This is a genomic window from Pseudomonas sp. TH10, from assembly GCF_016651255.1.
Lineage (GTDB): Bacteria > Pseudomonadota > Gammaproteobacteria > Pseudomonadales > Pseudomonadaceae > Aquipseudomonas.
In genome coordinates this window covers 1-16913 of sequence record NZ_JAEKEG010000039.1, presented here as the reverse complement: position 1 = coordinate 16913, position 16913 = coordinate 1, and the positions used below count along the sequence as shown (strand labels likewise).

Below are 16913 nucleotides of genomic sequence, written 5' to 3'. Positions count from 1 at the left end.
GAAGTTTTCCTTGGCGAATGACTGCATCCTAGGCAGGCTATTGGTTCGTTGTAAGAGCCATTAACGATCAAATTCATAGGTCCAATGCCATGAGCGATCTGCCCCTGTCCTTGTCCTTCAACCCGGCGGGTATCGAACTTGATCGCCGACAGGGCTTGAGTCTTCAGCTTTACCAGGCCCTGCGCATGAGGGTGCTCGACGGGCGTCTGGCCAGCGGCACGCGATTGCCGGCCAGTCGTGATCTGGCGGTGGCGCTGGCGATCTCCCGCAACAGTGTGGTGCGCGCTTACGATCAACTGTATGCCGAAGGGTTTATCGAGGGGCGAGTGGGAGACGGGACTTATGTCGCGCAATTGCCCCAAGCGGACTCGCTCGACAAAAAAGTTGTCCACAAAACTATCCACAGGGTTTTCAACAGGCTTATCCACAAGTTTATCCACAAAACACGTGGAATTACCTGTGGATTTATCCAGCAAAGTTATCCACAGAAGCGCTTTGCAACGGTTGGAAAACAATCATCTATCCCTGCCGCCGAGCGGACCACCGAGAGCTTTTCGGGTCGGCGTGCCAGCATTCGACCTGTTTCCATTCGGGGTGTGGGCCAAGTTGAATGCGGCTTTCTGGCGCAAACCGGACTTGCAACAGTTGTGCTACGGCGCACCGGAGGGCGATGTGCGTTTGCGCGGCTTGATCGCCGCCTATTTGCGCAGTTCGCGCGGTATGCAATGCACGGCTGAACAAATAGTGATCACCAGTGGTGCCCAGCAGGGAATTAGCCTTTGTGCACAGTTGCTGGTGGAGCCGGGGGACGGGGTCGCCATCGAGAATCCCGGGTACCGTGCGGCGGCTCATGCATTCGCCATTGCCGGTGCAAGGTTGCACGGCGTGTCGGTGGACGGTGACGGCATCAATTGCGCGCAATTGAACGGGTTGACCGATTGCCGTCTGGCCTATGTGACGCCGTCTCATCAGTACCCCACTGGGGTGATCATGAGTCTGGCGCGCCGCCTGGAGTTGTTGGCGTGGGCTGAGCGCACGGAGGGCTGGATTATCGAGGACGATTACGATGGCGAGTATCGTTACAGCGGCGCACCGCTGGCACCTTTGGCCGCGCTGGATCGGCAGGGGCGGGTACTTTACGTCGGCACCTTTGGCAAAGTCGCCTTTCCGGCGCTGCGCCTGGGATACCTGGTGTTGCCGCCGGCACTGGTGCAGGCGTTTTCCCAGCGTCGAGCTGTGGACGTGCGACATTCCGAGGTCAGCACCCAGGCGGTCATGGCCGAGTTCATGGCGGCCGGGCACTTTCAGCGGCATATTCGCCGCATGCGCCGCGCCGCCTTGAGCCGCCGCAACAGCTTGTTGGCTGGCTGGCCGGAAGGTGTCGCCGGTGTCGGCAGCCTGCCGAATGTGGTGGCGGGGTTGCACTTGACGGTAGCGGTCGACACGCAAGCACGGGAGCAGCAATTGATTGAAAAGGCTGCCAGCGTCGACGTGGAGATCAATCCGCTGAGCAGCTATTGGTTGCCGGACTCTTCACCCCCTGGACCAGCGGGCCGGACTGGTCCTGGGTTTCGCGGCGGTTCCAGAGCAAGCCATCCGCGCTGCACTGGGCCGCCTGGAAAAGGTTTGGCGCCCGTAGCCGCTACGAGGCGGTATTCGCCAAGGGTTCCAGGTCCAGATAGAGCTTGCGCAGTGCCGGCTCATTGAGTTTGCGTAACAGGCCATCGACAGGTTCAGCTCAATGATTACTCAGGTGCCTGACTTGATTTTGGTCCAGGCACGGGTGCGTGCCCGTTCGGCATCGCGCGGAAGAGGTTGCAGGGTATAGAGCGTGCCCATCGCCGAGTCGGTCGGGTACAGGTTGGGGTTGTTGCGAATCGCCGGGTCGACCAGTTCGGTAGCGTCCTTGTTCGGGTTGGGGTAACCGACGAAGTCGCTGACCGGCGCAATCACCTGCGGTTGCAGCAGGTAATTGATGAAGGTGTAAGCGTCTTCGGAGTTCTTCGCACCCTTTGGAATAGCCAGCATATCGAACCAGATCGGTGCGCCTTCCCTGGGCAGGCGCATGTCGACGCTCACACCATTGTTGGCTTCCTTGGCGCGGTTGGCGGCCTGGGAGAAGCTGCCCGAGTAGCCGACGGCAACGCAGATGTCACCGTTGGCGATGTCGGCCATGTACTTGGAGGAGTGGAAGTAGGTGACATGGGGCCGGATTTTCATCAGCAGAGCTTCAGCCTTGGCGTAGTCCGCTGGCTGCTTGCTGTTTGGGTCCAGGCCGAGGTGTTGCAGGGCCAGTGGCAGGATCTCCGATGGCGAATCCAGCAGGGCGACTCCGCATTGCTTGAGCTTACTGATGTTTTCTTCCTTGAAGATCAGGTCCCAACTGTCGACAGGCGCCTTGTCACCCAGGGCGGCCTTGACTTTGTCCGGGTTGAAACCGATCAGGATGGTGCCGTACATGTAGGGGCACCGCAAATTTGTTGCCCGGGTCGTTAGCTTCGATCAGTTTCATCAACTTGGGATCAAGGTGACTCCAATTCGGCAGTTTGCTGCGGTCCAGCGGCTGGAACACGCCTGCCTCGATCTGCTTGGCGAGGAACACGTTGGACGGCACCACCACATCGTAGCCGGAGTTACCGGTCAGCAACTTGGCTTCGAGCGCTTCATTGGTGTCGAAGATGTCGTAGACCAGTCTGGTCTGGGTGTTTTGTGCCTTGAAGTCTTCCAGTGCCTTGGGGGTGATGTAGTCGAACCAGTTGTAGACGCGCAAGGTTCGCTCTTCGGCGTGAGCTGCGCCGCCGAGCACCGTGGCGCACAACACTGGCGCAATAAGACGCTTGAGTCTGTTCATTGTTATTGTTTCCTCATTGAGCGCGTTCGAAACCTTCAAGAACGTTCACCGCATTGATGCCGATTTCTTCGACCGCGTAGCCACCTTCCATGACAAACAGCGTCGGTTTGCCGAGGGCGGCAATGCGTTTACCCATCGCCAGATAATCCGGGCTGTCGAGTTTGAATTGCGAGATCGGGTCGTCCTTGAAGGTATCGACACCCAGCGACACCACGATGATGTCGGCACCGTAGCGGTCGATCTCGTCGCAGGCCTGCTCCAGCGCGGCGCTCCAGGCGTCCCAGCCGGAACCGGCGGGCAGCGGGTAGTTGAAGTTGCAGCCTTCACCCGCACCTTCACCACGTTCATCTTCATAGCCGAGGAAGAATGGAAACTCCGCTTCCGGGTGACCGTGGATCGAGGTGAACAACACATCGTTGCGCGCGTAGAAAATCGACTGGGTGCCGTTGCCGTGGTGATAGTCGACGTCGAGGATCGCCACTTTGCCGTGGCCTTGATCGAGGAAGGCTTGAGCAGCGATGGCGGCGTTGTTGAGGTAGCAATAACCGCCCATCAAGTCGCCGGCGGCGTGGTGCCCCGGTGGACGACACAGTGCGAAAGCGCTGCGTGCGCCGCGCTGGATGGCCGCTTGGGCGGTCAATGCAACCTGCGCTGCGCTGTACGCGGCCTGCCAGGTGCCGGCGGTGATCGGTGCGCCGCCGTCGAAACTGTAATAACCGAGTTGGCCGTGCAGGCTGGTCGGTTTGATCGAGCGCAACGTGCGCGCCGGCCAGGTGTAGGGAAGCAGATCGCCGTCGGTATTGAATTCAGTCCAGCGCGCCCATGCGCCTTTGAAGAAGTCGAGATAATCGCGGCTGTGGATGCGAGCGATCGGTTCCAGACCGAAATCCTGCGGCGCCTCGACGGGCCCCAGGTTCTGCTTTTGTACGCGTTGCAGCACGTGGTCGGCGCGCGACGGCATCTCGAAGCAGGGCTTGAGCTGACCGTCGATCAATTCGCAGCGGCCATGGTGCAGGTGGTGATCGTCTGAGTAGATCGTCAGCATTTGTTGTTCTCCGCAGGGCTGATTCGGTTGTCCACAGTCTTGCTCGCGCAGGGCAATTCGGAGAACGGCAGGAAAGGCCAAAAGGGGATCAATATGGCCAAAAAATGTGACCGAAATTCGCCCCTAAACGATTTATCAAGGGCGGAACTGGCTTGGCGCTACGCCACTCCAGCGCACGAACGCATGTCGAAAACTGGCGGTCTCGCTGAAGCCCAGCGCTTCAGCAATCCGGTAGATCGGCATCTGGTCTTCGCACAACATGTGTTTGGCCTGTTCGAAGCGCAACTCATCGAGCAGTTCCTGATAGCTGCACCCCAACTCCTTGAGATGGCGACGTAACGTGCGCGCCGAGCAATTCATCTGCTGCGCCAGGCCTTCGAGGCCCGGTGCGGCATTGAGCTGTGCGCGCAGCAACTGCCGGATCCGCCCCAGCCACGCCTGCCGTCCAGTGAATTCGAGATTCTGCTTGCGGCAGCGCTCGGCCATGGCCTGATGGGTGATGGTGTCCGCCAGTGGCAGGGGGTGGTCCAGCCAGCGCTTGTCGAAGGCGAATGCGTTGTCCCGCGCGTCGAAGTGCAGGGCGCAGTCGAAGTGCTCGGCGTAGATCGCCTGATAGTCTGGCGCCGGGTGTTCCAGGCGCGCCGCCAGCAACGGCAGGGGGTGCCCCAGGAGGTCGTCGCAGATGACTTTCAACGACACCAGGCAAAACTCGGCGTTGAACACTGCCATCGCCGGGCTCTCGCGATAATCCGCCGCGACAAACCAGACGCGCTCGCCATCGTCTTCCAGGCTCAATTCGAAAAGTGTTCCCAGCAGCGCCGGATACCGGATCGCCAGGCGCAAAGCGTCACCGAAGGTGGCACAGGTCAGCAGGGCGTAACCGAGCATGCCGTAGCAGGAAACATGCATGCGTCGGCCCAGTTCCAGGCCGATGTCATGCTTGAGTGCGACCGCATTGGCGCAAACCTGCATCTCCTGATTGGTGGTGATTCGTGTGTCGGCACGCTGCAGATCCGCCGCACTGATGCCGCTGCCGGCGAGCAGGGCATCGCTGGACAGGCCTTTGGCCTTGAAGGCGTCGAGCACCAGGGAAACGGCGTTGAGGGTGGTGAGGTGGGAGTGGAGCATGGGAGCTTCCAGCCTTGAGGTGGCTGGAATGCAGCAATTTATATGCCCAATGATGAACCTGTGGGAGCGGGCTTGCCCGCGATGCGGCGGCACATTCAACACTGAGGTGACTGACATTCCGCTATCGCGAGCAAGCTCCCGCAGGTTTTGTATGTCAGCTGAGCTCGCCGCACAGGTCCAGCTCGACCAGCCGCTGTACCTCAGCGGTGTCCAGGCCGGCACCCAGTAACGCATGCAACTTGCCGAACGCTGCCTCGCGAGTCATGCCGCCACCGGACAATACGCCGACACCGCGCAATCGACTGCCAGCCTCGTAAACATCCAGCTCGACGCCACCCTCATGGCATTGCGTCACGGCAACGACTACCACGCCGTTATCCCGCGCGCGACCAGCGCGGCCAGAAACTGCGGGTTGTCACTCGGCCCGGTGCCGCTGCCGTAGCACTCCAGCACCAGACCCTGAATGCCACTGTCGAGCAAGCCATCGAGGACTTCGGCGCTGATGCCAGGGAACAGTGGCAACACGGCAACCTTGGCCAGTTGCTTCGGCTGGTTGTAGCCAAGCTGCATCGGCACAGCAGACGCTTTCACGCCGCCGCCCTGACGCTCCAGACGCTTGAACGGATGACGGCCGAAACTGCGCACTTTCGCGCAACGGGTCGGCGCCAGCAGCTCACCGTGGAAGTACAGATGCACGCCCGGCGCCAGGCCATGCCCAAGCGCCACCAATGCTCCGCCGAGATTTTCCCAGGCATCGCTGTCGGTGACGCCCGCCGGCAGCATCGAGCCGGTGAAGCACACGCGAGCCTGCAGCCCCAGCAACTGGAAACTCATCGCGGCGGCGCTGTAGGCCAAAGTATCGGTGCCATGCAGAATCAGCACACTGTCACAGCCTTGCACATCAACAGCGTCGACCACCGCTTCGCGCAGTTGCTGCCAGTAGGCTGGGGTCATGTTGGCGCTGTCGATCAGCGGCGACATCTCACGAAAGCGCCACTGCGGCACGACCAGCTCAGGCTGGCTGTGCAGGTATTCGCGCATTCGTGCTTCGAAACCGGACGCCGGGGCCAGGCCGTTGGCACTGGCCTGCATACCAATGGTGCCACCGGTGTAGAGCACCATGACGTGCTGGGCGGCAGGGTAGGAACTGGGAACCATGGGCAAATCTCCACAAGACATGACGTGTGGGCGTGAGCCTGCTCGCGATAGCGCACTGGCAGTCGACATTGCACTGTCGTAGCGCTATCGCGAGCAGGCTCGCTCCCACAGTTTTTTGAACTGTACCTGACGGGCGCAGGGGATGCGCCCGTCATTCACCTGTCAGCGTTGCGCTGCAGGCACGCCTTGCGGCTCGGCTTCAGTCTTGCCGGTAGCAGCAGACGGGTTGGCCGGCCAGGCGTTCAGGTCGAGGTCCAGATCAGCAAATTTGCTGGAGTCGAACACTGGCTGTTTGACGCCGGCGCGGCGCTGCCCGTCGTAGTCGCGCATTACGCGCATGCCGACCTTGAACAGCATGGCCAGGGCCACCAGGTTGACGAAGGCCAGGCAGGTCATGGTGATGTCGGCGAAGGCGAACACCGTGCCCAGGTTTTCGATCGCGCCCCAGAAGATCAGCACCAACACCAACGCGCGGTAACCCATCAGCGCCTTGCGGTTTTCACCGATCAGGAAGCGCAGGTTGCTCTCGCCCAGGTAGTAGTTGTAGAGGATGCAGGTGAAGACGAACAGCGACAGCGCGACGCTGACGAACATGCGACCCCAGTCACCGACCACGGCGGCCAGCGAGTTCTGGGTCAGAACGATGCCGTCACCTTCGAAGCCCGGCGTGTAGAAACCCGACAGCAGGATCAGCAGCGCGGTGCAGGTGCAGATCACGAAAGTGTCGAGGAACACGCTGAAAGCCTGAACCACGCCCTGGGCGCCAGGGTGTTTCACGGCGGCCACAGCGGCGACGTTCGGCGCACTGCCCAGGCCCGCTTCGTTGGCGAACACGCCACGCTTCACGCCCATGACGATGGCGCTGCCGAGCAGGCCACCAAAGGCCGGGTCGAGACCGAAGGCGCTCTTGAAGATGGTTTCCAGCATGGCTGGCACGTGTTCGATCTGAGTGCCGATCACGTACAGGGTCACGCCGATATAGGCCAGGGTCTTGATCGGTACCAGCAGGTCGGACACCGAAGCGATGCGCTTGATGCCGCCGATGAAGGTGATGGCCAGCAACACCGCCAGGACGATACCGGTGTGTTGTGGGTTAAAGGCAAAGGCGTTTTGCAGCGAGTGCGTCACGGTGTAGGACTGCAGGCCAATAAAGGCGAAGCCGTAGGTGACCAGCAGCAGGACGGAGAACACCACTGCCATGCCTTTGAGTTTCAGGCCGTGCTGGATGTAGTAAGCCGGACCGCCACGGTACAGGCCATCGCCTTCGGCGCGCTTGTAGACCTGGGCCAGGGTGCATTCGAAGAAGCTGCTGGACATGCCGACCAGTGCGGTCACCCACATCCAGAACACCGCACCCGGACCACCGAGGGTCACGGCGATGCCGACACCCGCGATGTTGCCTGCACCGACACGGCCGGCAAGGCTGAGCATCAGGGCCTGGAACGAGCTGAGTTGCCCGGCGCTGCCTTTCAAGCTGTCGCGGAACACTGCGAACATGTGGAAGAAGTGGCGCAGTTGTACGAAACGCGAGCGAATCGTGAAGTAGCTACCGAGCCCGACAATGAGCACGATCAGTACTTTCCCTGAGAGGAAGTCGTTAATGACTTCGAGCATGGATTTTTCCTCGCTGTTTTTTGTGTAAGCAAATACTGGGTGGTCAGAAACATCGCGTTACACCGGTTTGCGCGCGGCACAACAGGTGGGGCGAGGGTTTCGTCCCGGATCCATTTCGCGGGTTTGTTATTAGTTCGGGTTTCGCATGGGTTATGGCCTCGTTACCGACGACCGCTCACGCGAAGAGGGGCGGCACTATACCCATGCTTTTGTGTAGGAGCGAGCCTGCTCGCGATAGCGGTGTGTCAGTCAACATATAATTCGAATGACACACCGCCATCGCGAGCAGGCTCACTCCTACAGGTTTTTCGGTAAAAAAGGGCTTGGGGACTAAATCCCCAAGCCCTCAAAAGGTGAGAGGTGTCTAGTCCCTCGACCTGGTGAGCGGTGCTACAAGTAACGTGTCGATTCAGCCTTTGAGCGGAACCAGACGCGGAGCAATCATGTTTTCCGGGCGCAGGATGTCGGCGAGCATGGCTTCGTCGAGCAGACCTTCTTCGCGCACCAGTTCCAGCACGCCGCGGCCGCTTTCAAGAGCGAGGCCGGCGATACGGGTGGCGTTTTTGTAGCCGATGTACGGGTTCAGTGCGGTGACCAGACCGATCGAGTGCTCGACCAGTTCACGGCAACGCGCTTCGTTGGCGGTGATGCCGACGATGCAGTGCTCGCGCAGCATGTCCATGGCGCGTTGCAGCAGGCGGATCGAGTCGAAGATCTTGAAGGCGATCAGCGGCTCCATCACGTTCAGTTGCAGTTGGCCGCCTTCGGCTGCCATGGTCAGCGCCAAGTCGTTACCGATGACCTGGAAGGCCACTTGGTTAACGGCTTCCGGAATAACCGGGTTGACCTTGCCAGGCATGATCGAGCTGCCTGGCTGACGCGCCGGCAGGTTGATTTCGTTGATGCCGGTGCGCGGGCCGCTGGACAGCAGGCGCAGGTCGTTGCAGATCTTCGACAACTTGACGGCGGTACGTTTGAGCATGCCGGAGAACAGCACGAAGGCGCCCATGTCCGAGGTGGCTTCGATCAGGTCGGCAGCCGGTACCAGCGGTTGTCCGCTGATCAACGCCAGGCGCTGAACGGCCAGGTGCTGGTAGCGCGGGTCGGCGTTGATGCCGGTACCGATGGCTGTGCCGCCCAGGTTCACTTCAGTCAGCAGTTCCGGGGCCAGCGTCTTCAGACGGGCCAGGTCTTCACTCAGGGTGGTGGCGAAAGCGCGGAATTCCTGGCCGAGAGTCATCGGCACGGCGTCTTGCAGCTGGGTACGCCCCATCTTCAATACGTGGCTGAATTCTTCACCCTTGGCGGCGAACGCCTGGATCAGGCTGTCGAGGCTGGCCAGCAGTGCGTCGTGACCCAGCAGCAGACCCAGGCGGATCGCAGTCGGGTAGGCGTCGTTGGTCGACTGCGCCATGTTCACGTCGTTGTTCGGGTGCAGGTATTGGTATTCGCCTTTCTGGTGACCCATGGCCTCCAGTGCGATGTTGGCGATGACTTCGTTGGCATTCATGTTGGTCGAAGTGCCAGCGCCGCCTTGAATCATGTCCACCACGAACTCTTCGTGGAAATCACCGCGGATCAATCGTGCACAGGCTTCGCTGATGGCAGCGTGCTTGGCTTCGCTCAGATGACCCAACTCACGGTTGGCGTCAGCAGCGGCCTGTTTGACCATTGCCAGACCGACAACCAGTTTCGGGTAATGCGAAATCGGAACGCCGGAGAGACGGAAGTTGTTCACCGCTCGCAGGGTCTGGATGCCGTAATACGCTTGAGCCGGTACTTCGAGGGCGCCAAGCAGGTCGTTTTCTGTGCGGAAAGATGCAGCGGAGGACATGATAGAAATCATCTCGATATGGACCCGGTCTATGCCGGAACGCTGCGAATGCTAGGCTTGTGGGAAATTTTGGGCCAATGCTGTTAAGCACTGGCCTATGCACATTCGGCATAATGCCCGTGTGACGCCGCGTGCGCGGCAGACGTGTGACCTGTTTTGGTGCGTGTCCGGGAGGACGTGATGAATCTGGAAAGCAAATGGCTCGAGGACTTCAGTGCTCTGGCCGCCACCCGCAGCTTCTCGCAGGCAGCCGAACGGCGCTTCGTGACTCAGCCAGCGTTCAGTCGACGGATCCGCAGTCTGGAGGCCGCGCTGGGGCTGACATTGGTCAACCGCTCGCGCACGCCGGTCGAACTGACGGCGGCGGGGCAGTTGTTTCTGGTGACCGCGCGCACCGTGGTCGAACAGCTCGGCGAAGTATTGCGCCACCTTCATCACCTCGAAGGCGGGCAGGGTGAAGTGATGCAGGTTGCGGCCGCTCACTCGCTGGCGTTGGGCTTCTTCCCGCGCTGGATCGCGCAGTTGCGTAATGAAGGGCTGAACATCGCCACGCGGCTGGTCGCGACCAACGTTGGCGATGCGGTGCATGCGTTGCGCGAAGGCGGTTGCGACTTGATGCTGGCGTTCTACGACCCGGACGCTGCCATGCAGATGGACCCGGAGATCTTCCCGTCGCTGCACCTGGGCCAGACTGAAATGCTTCCGGTGTGCGCCGCCGATGCCGATGGCAAGCCACTGTTCGATCTCGAAGGCGAAGGCAGTGTGCCGCTGCTGGCCTACAGCGCCGGTGCATTCCTCGGGCGTTCGGTCAATATGCTGCTGCGCCAGCGGGCTCTGCGCTTCACCACCATCTATGAGACGGCGATGGCCGACAGCCTCAAGAGCATGGCACTCGAAGGCCTGGGGATAGCGTGGGTGCCGCAACTGAGTGTGCGCGCCGAGCTGGCGCGCGGGGAGCTGGTGGTATGCGGCGGCCCGCAATGGCATGTGCCGCTGGAAATTCGTCTGTATCGCTGTGCGCTGGTTCGCAAGGCGAACGTGCGGTTGTTGTGGCGCAAGCTGGAAGGCGGTGCGGCGCAGGGTTCATAAACTGCGCTGTGTTTACGGACGCCAAGATCGCAGCCTTCGGCAGCGCCTACAGAGATCGGCGCAGGAGCTGCCGAAGGCTGCGATCTTTTGATCTTTTTGGCTGACCTCCAAGTCAATAAAACCGGGCATTTGCGGCAGATGACAGATGGTCGTGCAGGGGGCTGTTTATTGCTTTCTTTGCGGTATACTGCGCGGCCTTCGGCCGGTACGTCCGGCCATTTTTCGTACAATCAAGCCACGCAACCTGCGTGGCTTGTTGTTTTATGACGCGCCTGCGGGCGCTCCAGAGAGAAGAGGCGCGACGATGAGTGCACTGGTTGGCGTGATCATGGGCTCCAAGTCCGATTGGTCCACCCTTAGCCACACCGCCGATATGCTGGAAAAGCTCGGCATTCCTTACGAGGTGAAAGTGGTCTCTGCCCACCGTACCCCGGACCTGCTGTTCCAGTATGCCGAAGAGGCCGAGGCGCGTGGCATCGAGGTGATTATCGCCGGTGCCGGCGGCGCGGCGCACCTGCCAGGCATGTGTGCGGCCAAGACCCACCTGCCAGTGCTGGGCGTGCCGGTGCAGTCGTCCATGCTTTCGGGCGTCGACTCGCTGCTGTCCATCGTGCAGATGCCTGCGGGCATTCCGGTCGCCACGCTGGCCATCGGCAAGGCCGGTGCAATCAACGCAGCCTTGCTCTCGGCAAGCATCCTGGGCGCCAAGCACCCGCAGTTCCATGCGGTACTGAAAACCTTCCGTGCCGAGCAGACAGACAGCGTCCTGGACAATCCAGACCCACGTATTGCCTGAGGTTGTTGAGATGAAGATCGGTGTAATCGGTGGCGGCCAGTTGGGCCGCATGTTGGCCCTGGCGGGCACCCCGCTGGGCATGAACTTCGCTTTCCTCGACCCTGCGCCGGACGCTTGCGCCGCGGCGTTGGGCGAACACCTGCGGGCCGATTACGGCGATCAGGATCATCTGCGCCAGTTGGCCGATGAAGTCGATCTGGTGACCTTCGAGTTCGAAAGCGTCCCGGCCGAAACCGTCGCGTTCCTCTCGCAATTCGTCCCGGTCTATCCGAGTGCCGAAGCCCTGCGCATCGCTCGTGACCGCTGGTTCGAAAAGAGCATGTTCAAGGATCTGGGCATCCCGACTCCGGCGTTCGCCGACATTCAGTCGCAAGCCGATCTGGATGCCGCCGTGGCCTCGATCGGTCTGCCGGCCGTGCTGAAAACCCGCACCCTGGGTTACGACGGCAAGGGCCAGAAAGTCCTGCGCAAGCCGGAAGATGTAACAGGCACGTTTGCCGAACTGGGCAGCGTTGCCTGCCTGCTGGAAGGCTTCGTGCCATTCACCGGTGAAGTGTCGCTGATCGCCGTGCGTGCTCGCGATGGTGAAACGAAGTTCTACCCGTTGGTACACAACACCCACGACAGCGGCATTCTCAAGTTGTCGGTGGTCAGCACGGATCACCCGTTGCAGGCGTTGGCGGAAGACTACTCGAGCCGTGTGCTCAAACAGTTGAACTACGTTGGCGTGATGGCGTTCGAGTTTTTTGAAGTCGACGGTGGTCTCAAGGCCAACGAAATCGCCCCGCGTGTCCACAACTCCGGGCACTGGACCACCGAAGGCGCCGAGTGCAGCCAGTTCGAAAATCACCTGCGCGCCGTTGCCGGCCTGCCGCTGGGTTCGACCGCCAAGGTCGGCGAGAGCGCGATGCTTAACTTCATCGGCGTTGTTCCGCCGGTTGAAAAGGTCATCGCCATCGAAGATTGCCATCTGCACCACTACGGCAAAGCCTTCAAGGCCGGGCGCAAGGTCGGTCACGCCAACCTGCGCTGCGCCGACATGGCCACGCTGCAGGCGCAGATCATCAAGGTCGAAGCGCTGATCGCCGAGTAAAACAGTTTCATGTGGCAGCGGCGGAACCATTGCGGGGCCGCCGTTCTCTCATGGCAGGGTGCGAAAGTCTGACTAGGCTTCGCATATCGACCATTAAGAGGGAAATGTCATGGGAATTATCGGAACCATCTTTATCGGCTTGATCGTCGGCCTGTTGGCTCGGTTCCTGAAACCGGGCGATGACAGCATGGGCTGGATCATGACCATCCTCCTCGGTATCGGCGGTTCGCTGGCAGCTACTTACGGCGGCCAGGCTCTGGGCATCTATCAGGCGGGTCAGGGTGCAGGCTTTATCGGCGCACTGGTCGGCGCGATCGTTTTGCTGGTGATCTACGGTCTGATCAAAAAGAACTGATCCAAAGCGACAAAGCCCTCTCTGCCAAACAGGCGGGGAGGGCTAGAATGCTCGGCGACTGATTGTCCCTTCCTTTTACCGAGCTCCTCCATGCGCCGCATTTTGTTGACTCTCCTTTTCCTCGGCAGCGGTTTGGCCCACGCTGGCGAACTGCCGGAAACCGACTGGCTCGAACTGATGCCCAAGTCGGACCAGAAGGCCCTCGAGGCCATGCCTGAAATCGACCACAACTCCCCCGAAGCCACCGGTACCTTTACCGAGAAGGGCGGGATGAAGCAGGCCAAAGGTCTGCCGGCGGTGATGTATTCGACTAAAACCGTGGCGTCGATGAACGACAAGCACATCCGCATCGGCGGTTATCCGGTGCCGCTGGAATCCGATGCCAAGGGCCGCAGCACGTTGTTCTTCCTCGTGCCGTACCCGGGCGCATGCATCCACGTGCCGCCACCGCCGCCGAATCAACTGGTGCTGGTGCGTTATCCGAAGGGCTTGAAACTGGATGACATCTACACACCGTTGTGGGTAACCGGCACGCTGAAAGTCGAAAAGGTCAGCAATGATCTGGCGGACGCGGCGTATGCGCTGGAAGCAGACAAGGTGCGGGTGGTGCAGGAGTCGGATTTGTAGGTGTCTGGTTAAAGCGAAGCTTTTAAAGCGGCTTGCTGGCGATGTTCACACCAAGCGTGTGACTCGACCCCGGTGCCAGCACCACCACGTCATCCATCACATTCGCCGTCTCGATGCACAGCATGCGCTGCCAGCCATCGTCAGCCATGTCGCTGAACGCTGCCGCGCGCTCAACCCACGGATTCCAGATCACCGCCGAGCGCGAACCGCTGCTGCGCAGCTCGATCCGCCGTTCCCACGTCGTATCAACAATGCTCAACTGCGGCGGAGCGTCGAGGTAGATGCGGTCGGTCTCACCGGCAAAATGCATATCACCTTGCTGAGTGGCCGTTTTCCAGTCATCCAGCGTCTCGATGTAATTCAAACCACCCACACCGTCGACATGCACATTGCGCACATCGCTGACCGCGAAATAGGTGTGCAGCGCCTGGCTGATGCTGACGGTCTCGCTACCCCGGTTGTGGCTGGTCAGGCTGAAGTGCAGTTGATCGGCCAGATGCAGGGTCAGGGTCAGATCAACCTGATGCGGCCAGCCTGGCAAGCCGCCATCGGGGGCGGCCAGCTTGAATTCGACCTTGATGCCGTCAGCCTCTGATTCGATGCCGCCCAGCGCCCAATCCATCGCCCGCACCAGACCGTGCGCGGGTGCTGGTTGCTCGCCGGTGTACATGGCCTGCACGCTCTGCGGGTTGCGTTCGAACTTGCCGAACCACGGCCAGCACACCGGCACGCCGGCGCGGATGCTTTTGCCGGTCTTGAACTCGGCCTTGTCGTTGAGCCAGATGATCGGCGGCTGGCCATCGATCTGATAACTGAGGATGTGCGCGCCTTGCTGGGCTACCAGCACTTCGGCCTGACCGTGGCGGATGCGCCAGCAATTCAGTTCATCCAGTTTCACCGCTTCAACGTTGGGCGTGTTCATGGGGCGACTCTCAATCTGGAACAGGGCTGCAATGGACCGCAAAACGCTCCCGGCGTTTGACGCTTTAAGGCTATCGAGCTCTGGACGGAACCGAACGGGTGCGGCCGCTGCCGTCGATGGCAACGAAGACGAACACCGCTTCGGTCACTTTACGCCACTCGCTGGACAGCGGATCGTCGCTCCACACCTCGACCATCATCTGGATCGAGCTGCGACCGATTTCCAGGGTCTGGGTATAAAAGGACAACTGCGCGCCGACGGCCACTGGCACGAGGAACGCCATGCGGTCGATGGCGACGGTCGCCACACGGCCGCCGGCCACGCGGCTGGCCATCGCGGTGCCGGCCAAATCCATTTGCGCCACCAGCCAGCCGCCGAAAATATCGCCAAAGCCGTTGGTTTCGCGCGGGAGTGCGGTGATTTGCAGGGCCAGGTCGCCTTGCGGGATCGGATCTTCTTGTTCGAGCTCTATCATGCCGGGGTGCCTCTGACCCGTGAGTCTTCATTGGTACTTCAGGTGAATAGCCGTCCTAAGAAAAAACGATTCAGCCCCGAACATACTACGTTCGTCACGTTTTCCATAAGGCGCCTGAAGGGAAACTCTGCGAAACCGGCTGCTCCCGAGCAAAGGGCGGGCCAACGACGTTTTCGCACAGCAACCCCCTACAAACCGGAGCAGGTTGCGAGTATATCGGTCGGTAGACTCCACGACGACCATCCGGTTCTCATTTCGACCGTCAAATACGCGCCTCTATGTGCTTTTTCGAACAATTTGCTATGGTGCCGAACCTGCCCAAGCCACCGCCAGCGTTGTTGTGGCGGCAGATCCGACTATAAGAGAAGCCTTGCCATGACCACAGCGCCTTCGAGCCTCGCGCAGCCCGAGCAACCCGCACGACCGTTGACCCGCAATGACTACAAGACTCTGTCGCTGTCCGCCCTCGGTGGCGCGCTGGAGTTTTACGATTTCATCATCTTCGTTTTCTTCGCCACGGTGGTCGGCAAGCTGTTCTTCCCGGCTGACATGCCCGAGTGGCTGCGCATGATGCAGACCTTCGGCATTTTTGCTGCCGGTTACCTGGCGCGGCCACTGGGCGGCATCGTCATGGCGCATTTCGGCGACCTGCTGGGGCGCAAGAAGATGTTCACCCTGAGCATCTTCATGATGGCCGTGCCGACGCTGATCATGGGGCTGCTGCCGACCTACGCGCAGATCGGCCTGTGGGCGCCGATCCTTCTTCTATTGATGCGCGTGATTCAGGGCGCGGCGATTGGCGGCGAAGTGCCGGGGGCGTGGGTCTTCGTTTCCGAACACGTGCCGCAAAAGCACATGGGTTACGCCTGTGGCACGCTCACCAGTGGCCTGACCGCCGGCATCCTGCTCGGCTCGCTGGTCGCCACCGCGATCAACAGCATTTATACGCCTGCCGAAGTTTCCGATTACGCGTGGCGAATCCCGTTCCTGCTCGGCGGTGTCTTCGGTCTGTTCTCGGTGTACCTGCGCCGCTGGCTGCACGAAACCCCGGTGTTCGCCGAACTGCAACAACGCAAGGCGCTGGCTGAAGAAGTGCCGTTGCGTGCAGTACTGCGTGACCATCGTGGGGCGATTGCGATCTCGATGCTGCTGACCTGGCTGCTGTCTGCCGGGATCGTCGTCGTCATTCTGATGACCCCGACCGTGCTGCAAACGGTCTATAACTTCTCGCCGACGGTGGCGCTGCAATCGAACAGTCTGGCGATTGTGTTCCTGAGCATCGGCTGCATTATCTCCGGCGCGTTGGCGGATCGTTTTGGTGCCGGCCGCGTGTTCGTATTCGGTTGCCTGGGCTTGTTGATCAGCTCCTGGACTTTCTATCACAGCCTCGCCGCTCACCCGACCTGGCTGTTCCCGCTGTACGCGCTGACCGGTTTCCTGGTGGGCACCATCGGTGCGGTGCCGTATGTGATGGTCAAAGCGTTCCCGCCGGTGGTGCGCTTCAGTGGTTTGTCCTTCTCTTATAACGTTGCCTACGCGATTTTCGGCGGCCTGACGCCAATGGTGGTCAGCCTGCTGCTGAAAGAAAGCGCGATGGGGCCTGCCTACTACGTGGCGGTGCTGTGCACGGTGGGGATTCTGGTGGGGGCGTGGCTCTGGAAGAAGGGGCGCTGATCCAGACTCTGCATCAGGTGTTCTGACGCCATCGCGAGCAGGCTCACTCCTACATTTGGAATGCATTTCAATTGTGCGAGCGAGCCTGTTCGCGAGTGGGGCACCACGAATCATCCAGTAAAAACCCGAATGCTGGCCTTTCATCCAATTGTCATATTTCAGCCATAGAGTGTTCACACGGCCTGCTGATACTTGGCCCCGACTTAACACACCCTATCTGCTAGGAGTAAGGCATGAAACTGAAGCGTTTGA

12 protein-coding genes and 3 pseudogenes are annotated in these 16913 nt (G+C 60.5%); 7 read left to right on the top strand and 8 right to left on the bottom strand.

Features of this window, described 5'->3' with window-relative positions; genetic code table 11:
• Positions 1-89: 89 nt before the first annotated feature.
• A pseudogene (locus JFT80_RS06005) lies at positions 90-1639 on the top strand (PLP-dependent aminotransferase family protein).
• A gap of 110 nt (positions 1640-1749) precedes the next feature.
• Here the strand turns inward: JFT80_RS06005 and JFT80_RS06000 are convergent.
• From JFT80_RS06000 to JFT80_RS05975, 6 genes and pseudogenes are all read right to left on the bottom strand, one after another.
• Positions 1750-2851, bottom strand: a pseudogene (locus JFT80_RS06000) (polyamine ABC transporter substrate-binding protein).
• Positions 2852-2864: 13 nt separating this feature from the next.
• A complete protein-coding gene (locus JFT80_RS05995; protein ID WP_201147248.1) occupies positions 2865-3896 on the bottom strand; it encodes a histone deacetylase family protein in 1032 nt (343 codons plus the stop codon).
• A gap of 135 nt (positions 3897-4031) precedes the next feature.
• Positions 4032-5024: an AraC family transcriptional regulator gene (locus JFT80_RS05990; RefSeq protein WP_201147247.1), complete on the bottom strand. Its 993-nt coding sequence runs from the start codon at positions 5022-5024 to the stop codon at positions 4032-4034.
• A gap of 154 nt (positions 5025-5178) precedes the next feature.
• Positions 5179-6182, bottom strand: a pseudogene (locus tag JFT80_RS05985) (asparaginase).
• A 162-nt stretch (positions 6183-6344) separates the two neighbouring features.
• A complete protein-coding gene (locus JFT80_RS05980) occupies positions 6345-7796 on the bottom strand; it encodes a sodium:alanine symporter family protein (RefSeq protein WP_201147246.1) in 1452 nt (483 codons plus the stop codon).
• A gap of 409 nt (positions 7797-8205) precedes the next feature.
• Positions 8206-9630: an aspartate ammonia-lyase gene (locus JFT80_RS05975; RefSeq protein WP_201147245.1), complete on the bottom strand. Its 1425-nt coding sequence runs from the start codon at positions 9628-9630 to the stop codon at positions 8206-8208.
• Between the two features lie 180 nt (positions 9631-9810).
• Between JFT80_RS05975 and JFT80_RS05970 the strand changes: the two genes are divergently transcribed.
• The 5 genes from JFT80_RS05970 to JFT80_RS05950 all read left to right on the top strand — a co-directional run bounded on the left by JFT80_RS05970 (position 9811) and on the right by JFT80_RS05950 (position 13590).
• Positions 9811-10719: a LysR substrate-binding domain-containing protein gene (locus JFT80_RS05970; RefSeq protein WP_201147244.1), complete on the top strand. Its 909-nt coding sequence runs from the start codon at positions 9811-9813 to the stop codon at positions 10717-10719.
• A gap of 304 nt (positions 10720-11023) precedes the next feature.
• Positions 11024-11515 carry a 5-(carboxyamino)imidazole ribonucleotide mutase gene (purE, locus tag JFT80_RS05965; protein WP_019694319.1) on the top strand — a complete coding sequence of 164 codons (492 nt, stop codon included), beginning with the start codon at positions 11024-11026 and terminating at the stop codon, positions 11513-11515.
• A 10-nt stretch (positions 11516-11525) separates the two neighbouring features.
• Positions 11526-12608: a 5-(carboxyamino)imidazole ribonucleotide synthase gene (locus JFT80_RS05960; RefSeq protein ID WP_201147243.1), complete on the top strand. Its 1083-nt coding sequence runs from the start codon at positions 11526-11528 to the stop codon at positions 12606-12608.
• A 109-nt stretch (positions 12609-12717) separates the two neighbouring features.
• Complete coding sequence (locus JFT80_RS05955; protein ID WP_003229635.1) at positions 12718-12963, top strand: GlsB/YeaQ/YmgE family stress response membrane protein; 246 nt, start codon at positions 12718-12720, stop codon at positions 12961-12963.
• A gap of 90 nt (positions 12964-13053) precedes the next feature.
• Positions 13054-13590: a DUF3299 domain-containing protein gene (locus JFT80_RS05950; protein ID WP_201147242.1), complete on the top strand. Its 537-nt coding sequence runs from the start codon at positions 13054-13056 to the stop codon at positions 13588-13590.
• Positions 13591-13612: 22 nt separating this feature from the next.
• Here the strand turns inward: JFT80_RS05950 and JFT80_RS05945 are convergent, their stop codons facing one another.
• Positions 13613-14512 (bottom strand): D-hexose-6-phosphate mutarotase, encoded by a 900-nt coding sequence (locus JFT80_RS05945; RefSeq protein WP_201147241.1) that lies wholly within the window; start codon positions 14510-14512, stop codon positions 13613-13615.
• 70 nt (positions 14513-14582) lie between these two features.
• Positions 14583-14987, bottom strand: coding sequence for an acyl-CoA thioesterase (locus JFT80_RS05940; protein WP_201147240.1), 405 nt, complete (start codon positions 14985-14987; stop codon positions 14583-14585).
• Positions 14988-15362: 375 nt separating this feature from the next.
• On the opposite strand from JFT80_RS05940, the gene JFT80_RS05935 reads away from it, so the two are divergent.
• The gene (locus JFT80_RS05935; RefSeq protein ID WP_201147239.1) at positions 15363-16661 is read left to right on the top strand and encodes an MFS transporter; all 1299 of its coding nucleotides are present in this window, start codon (positions 15363-15365) and stop codon (positions 16659-16661) included.
• Positions 16662-16913 lie beyond the last annotated feature (252 nt).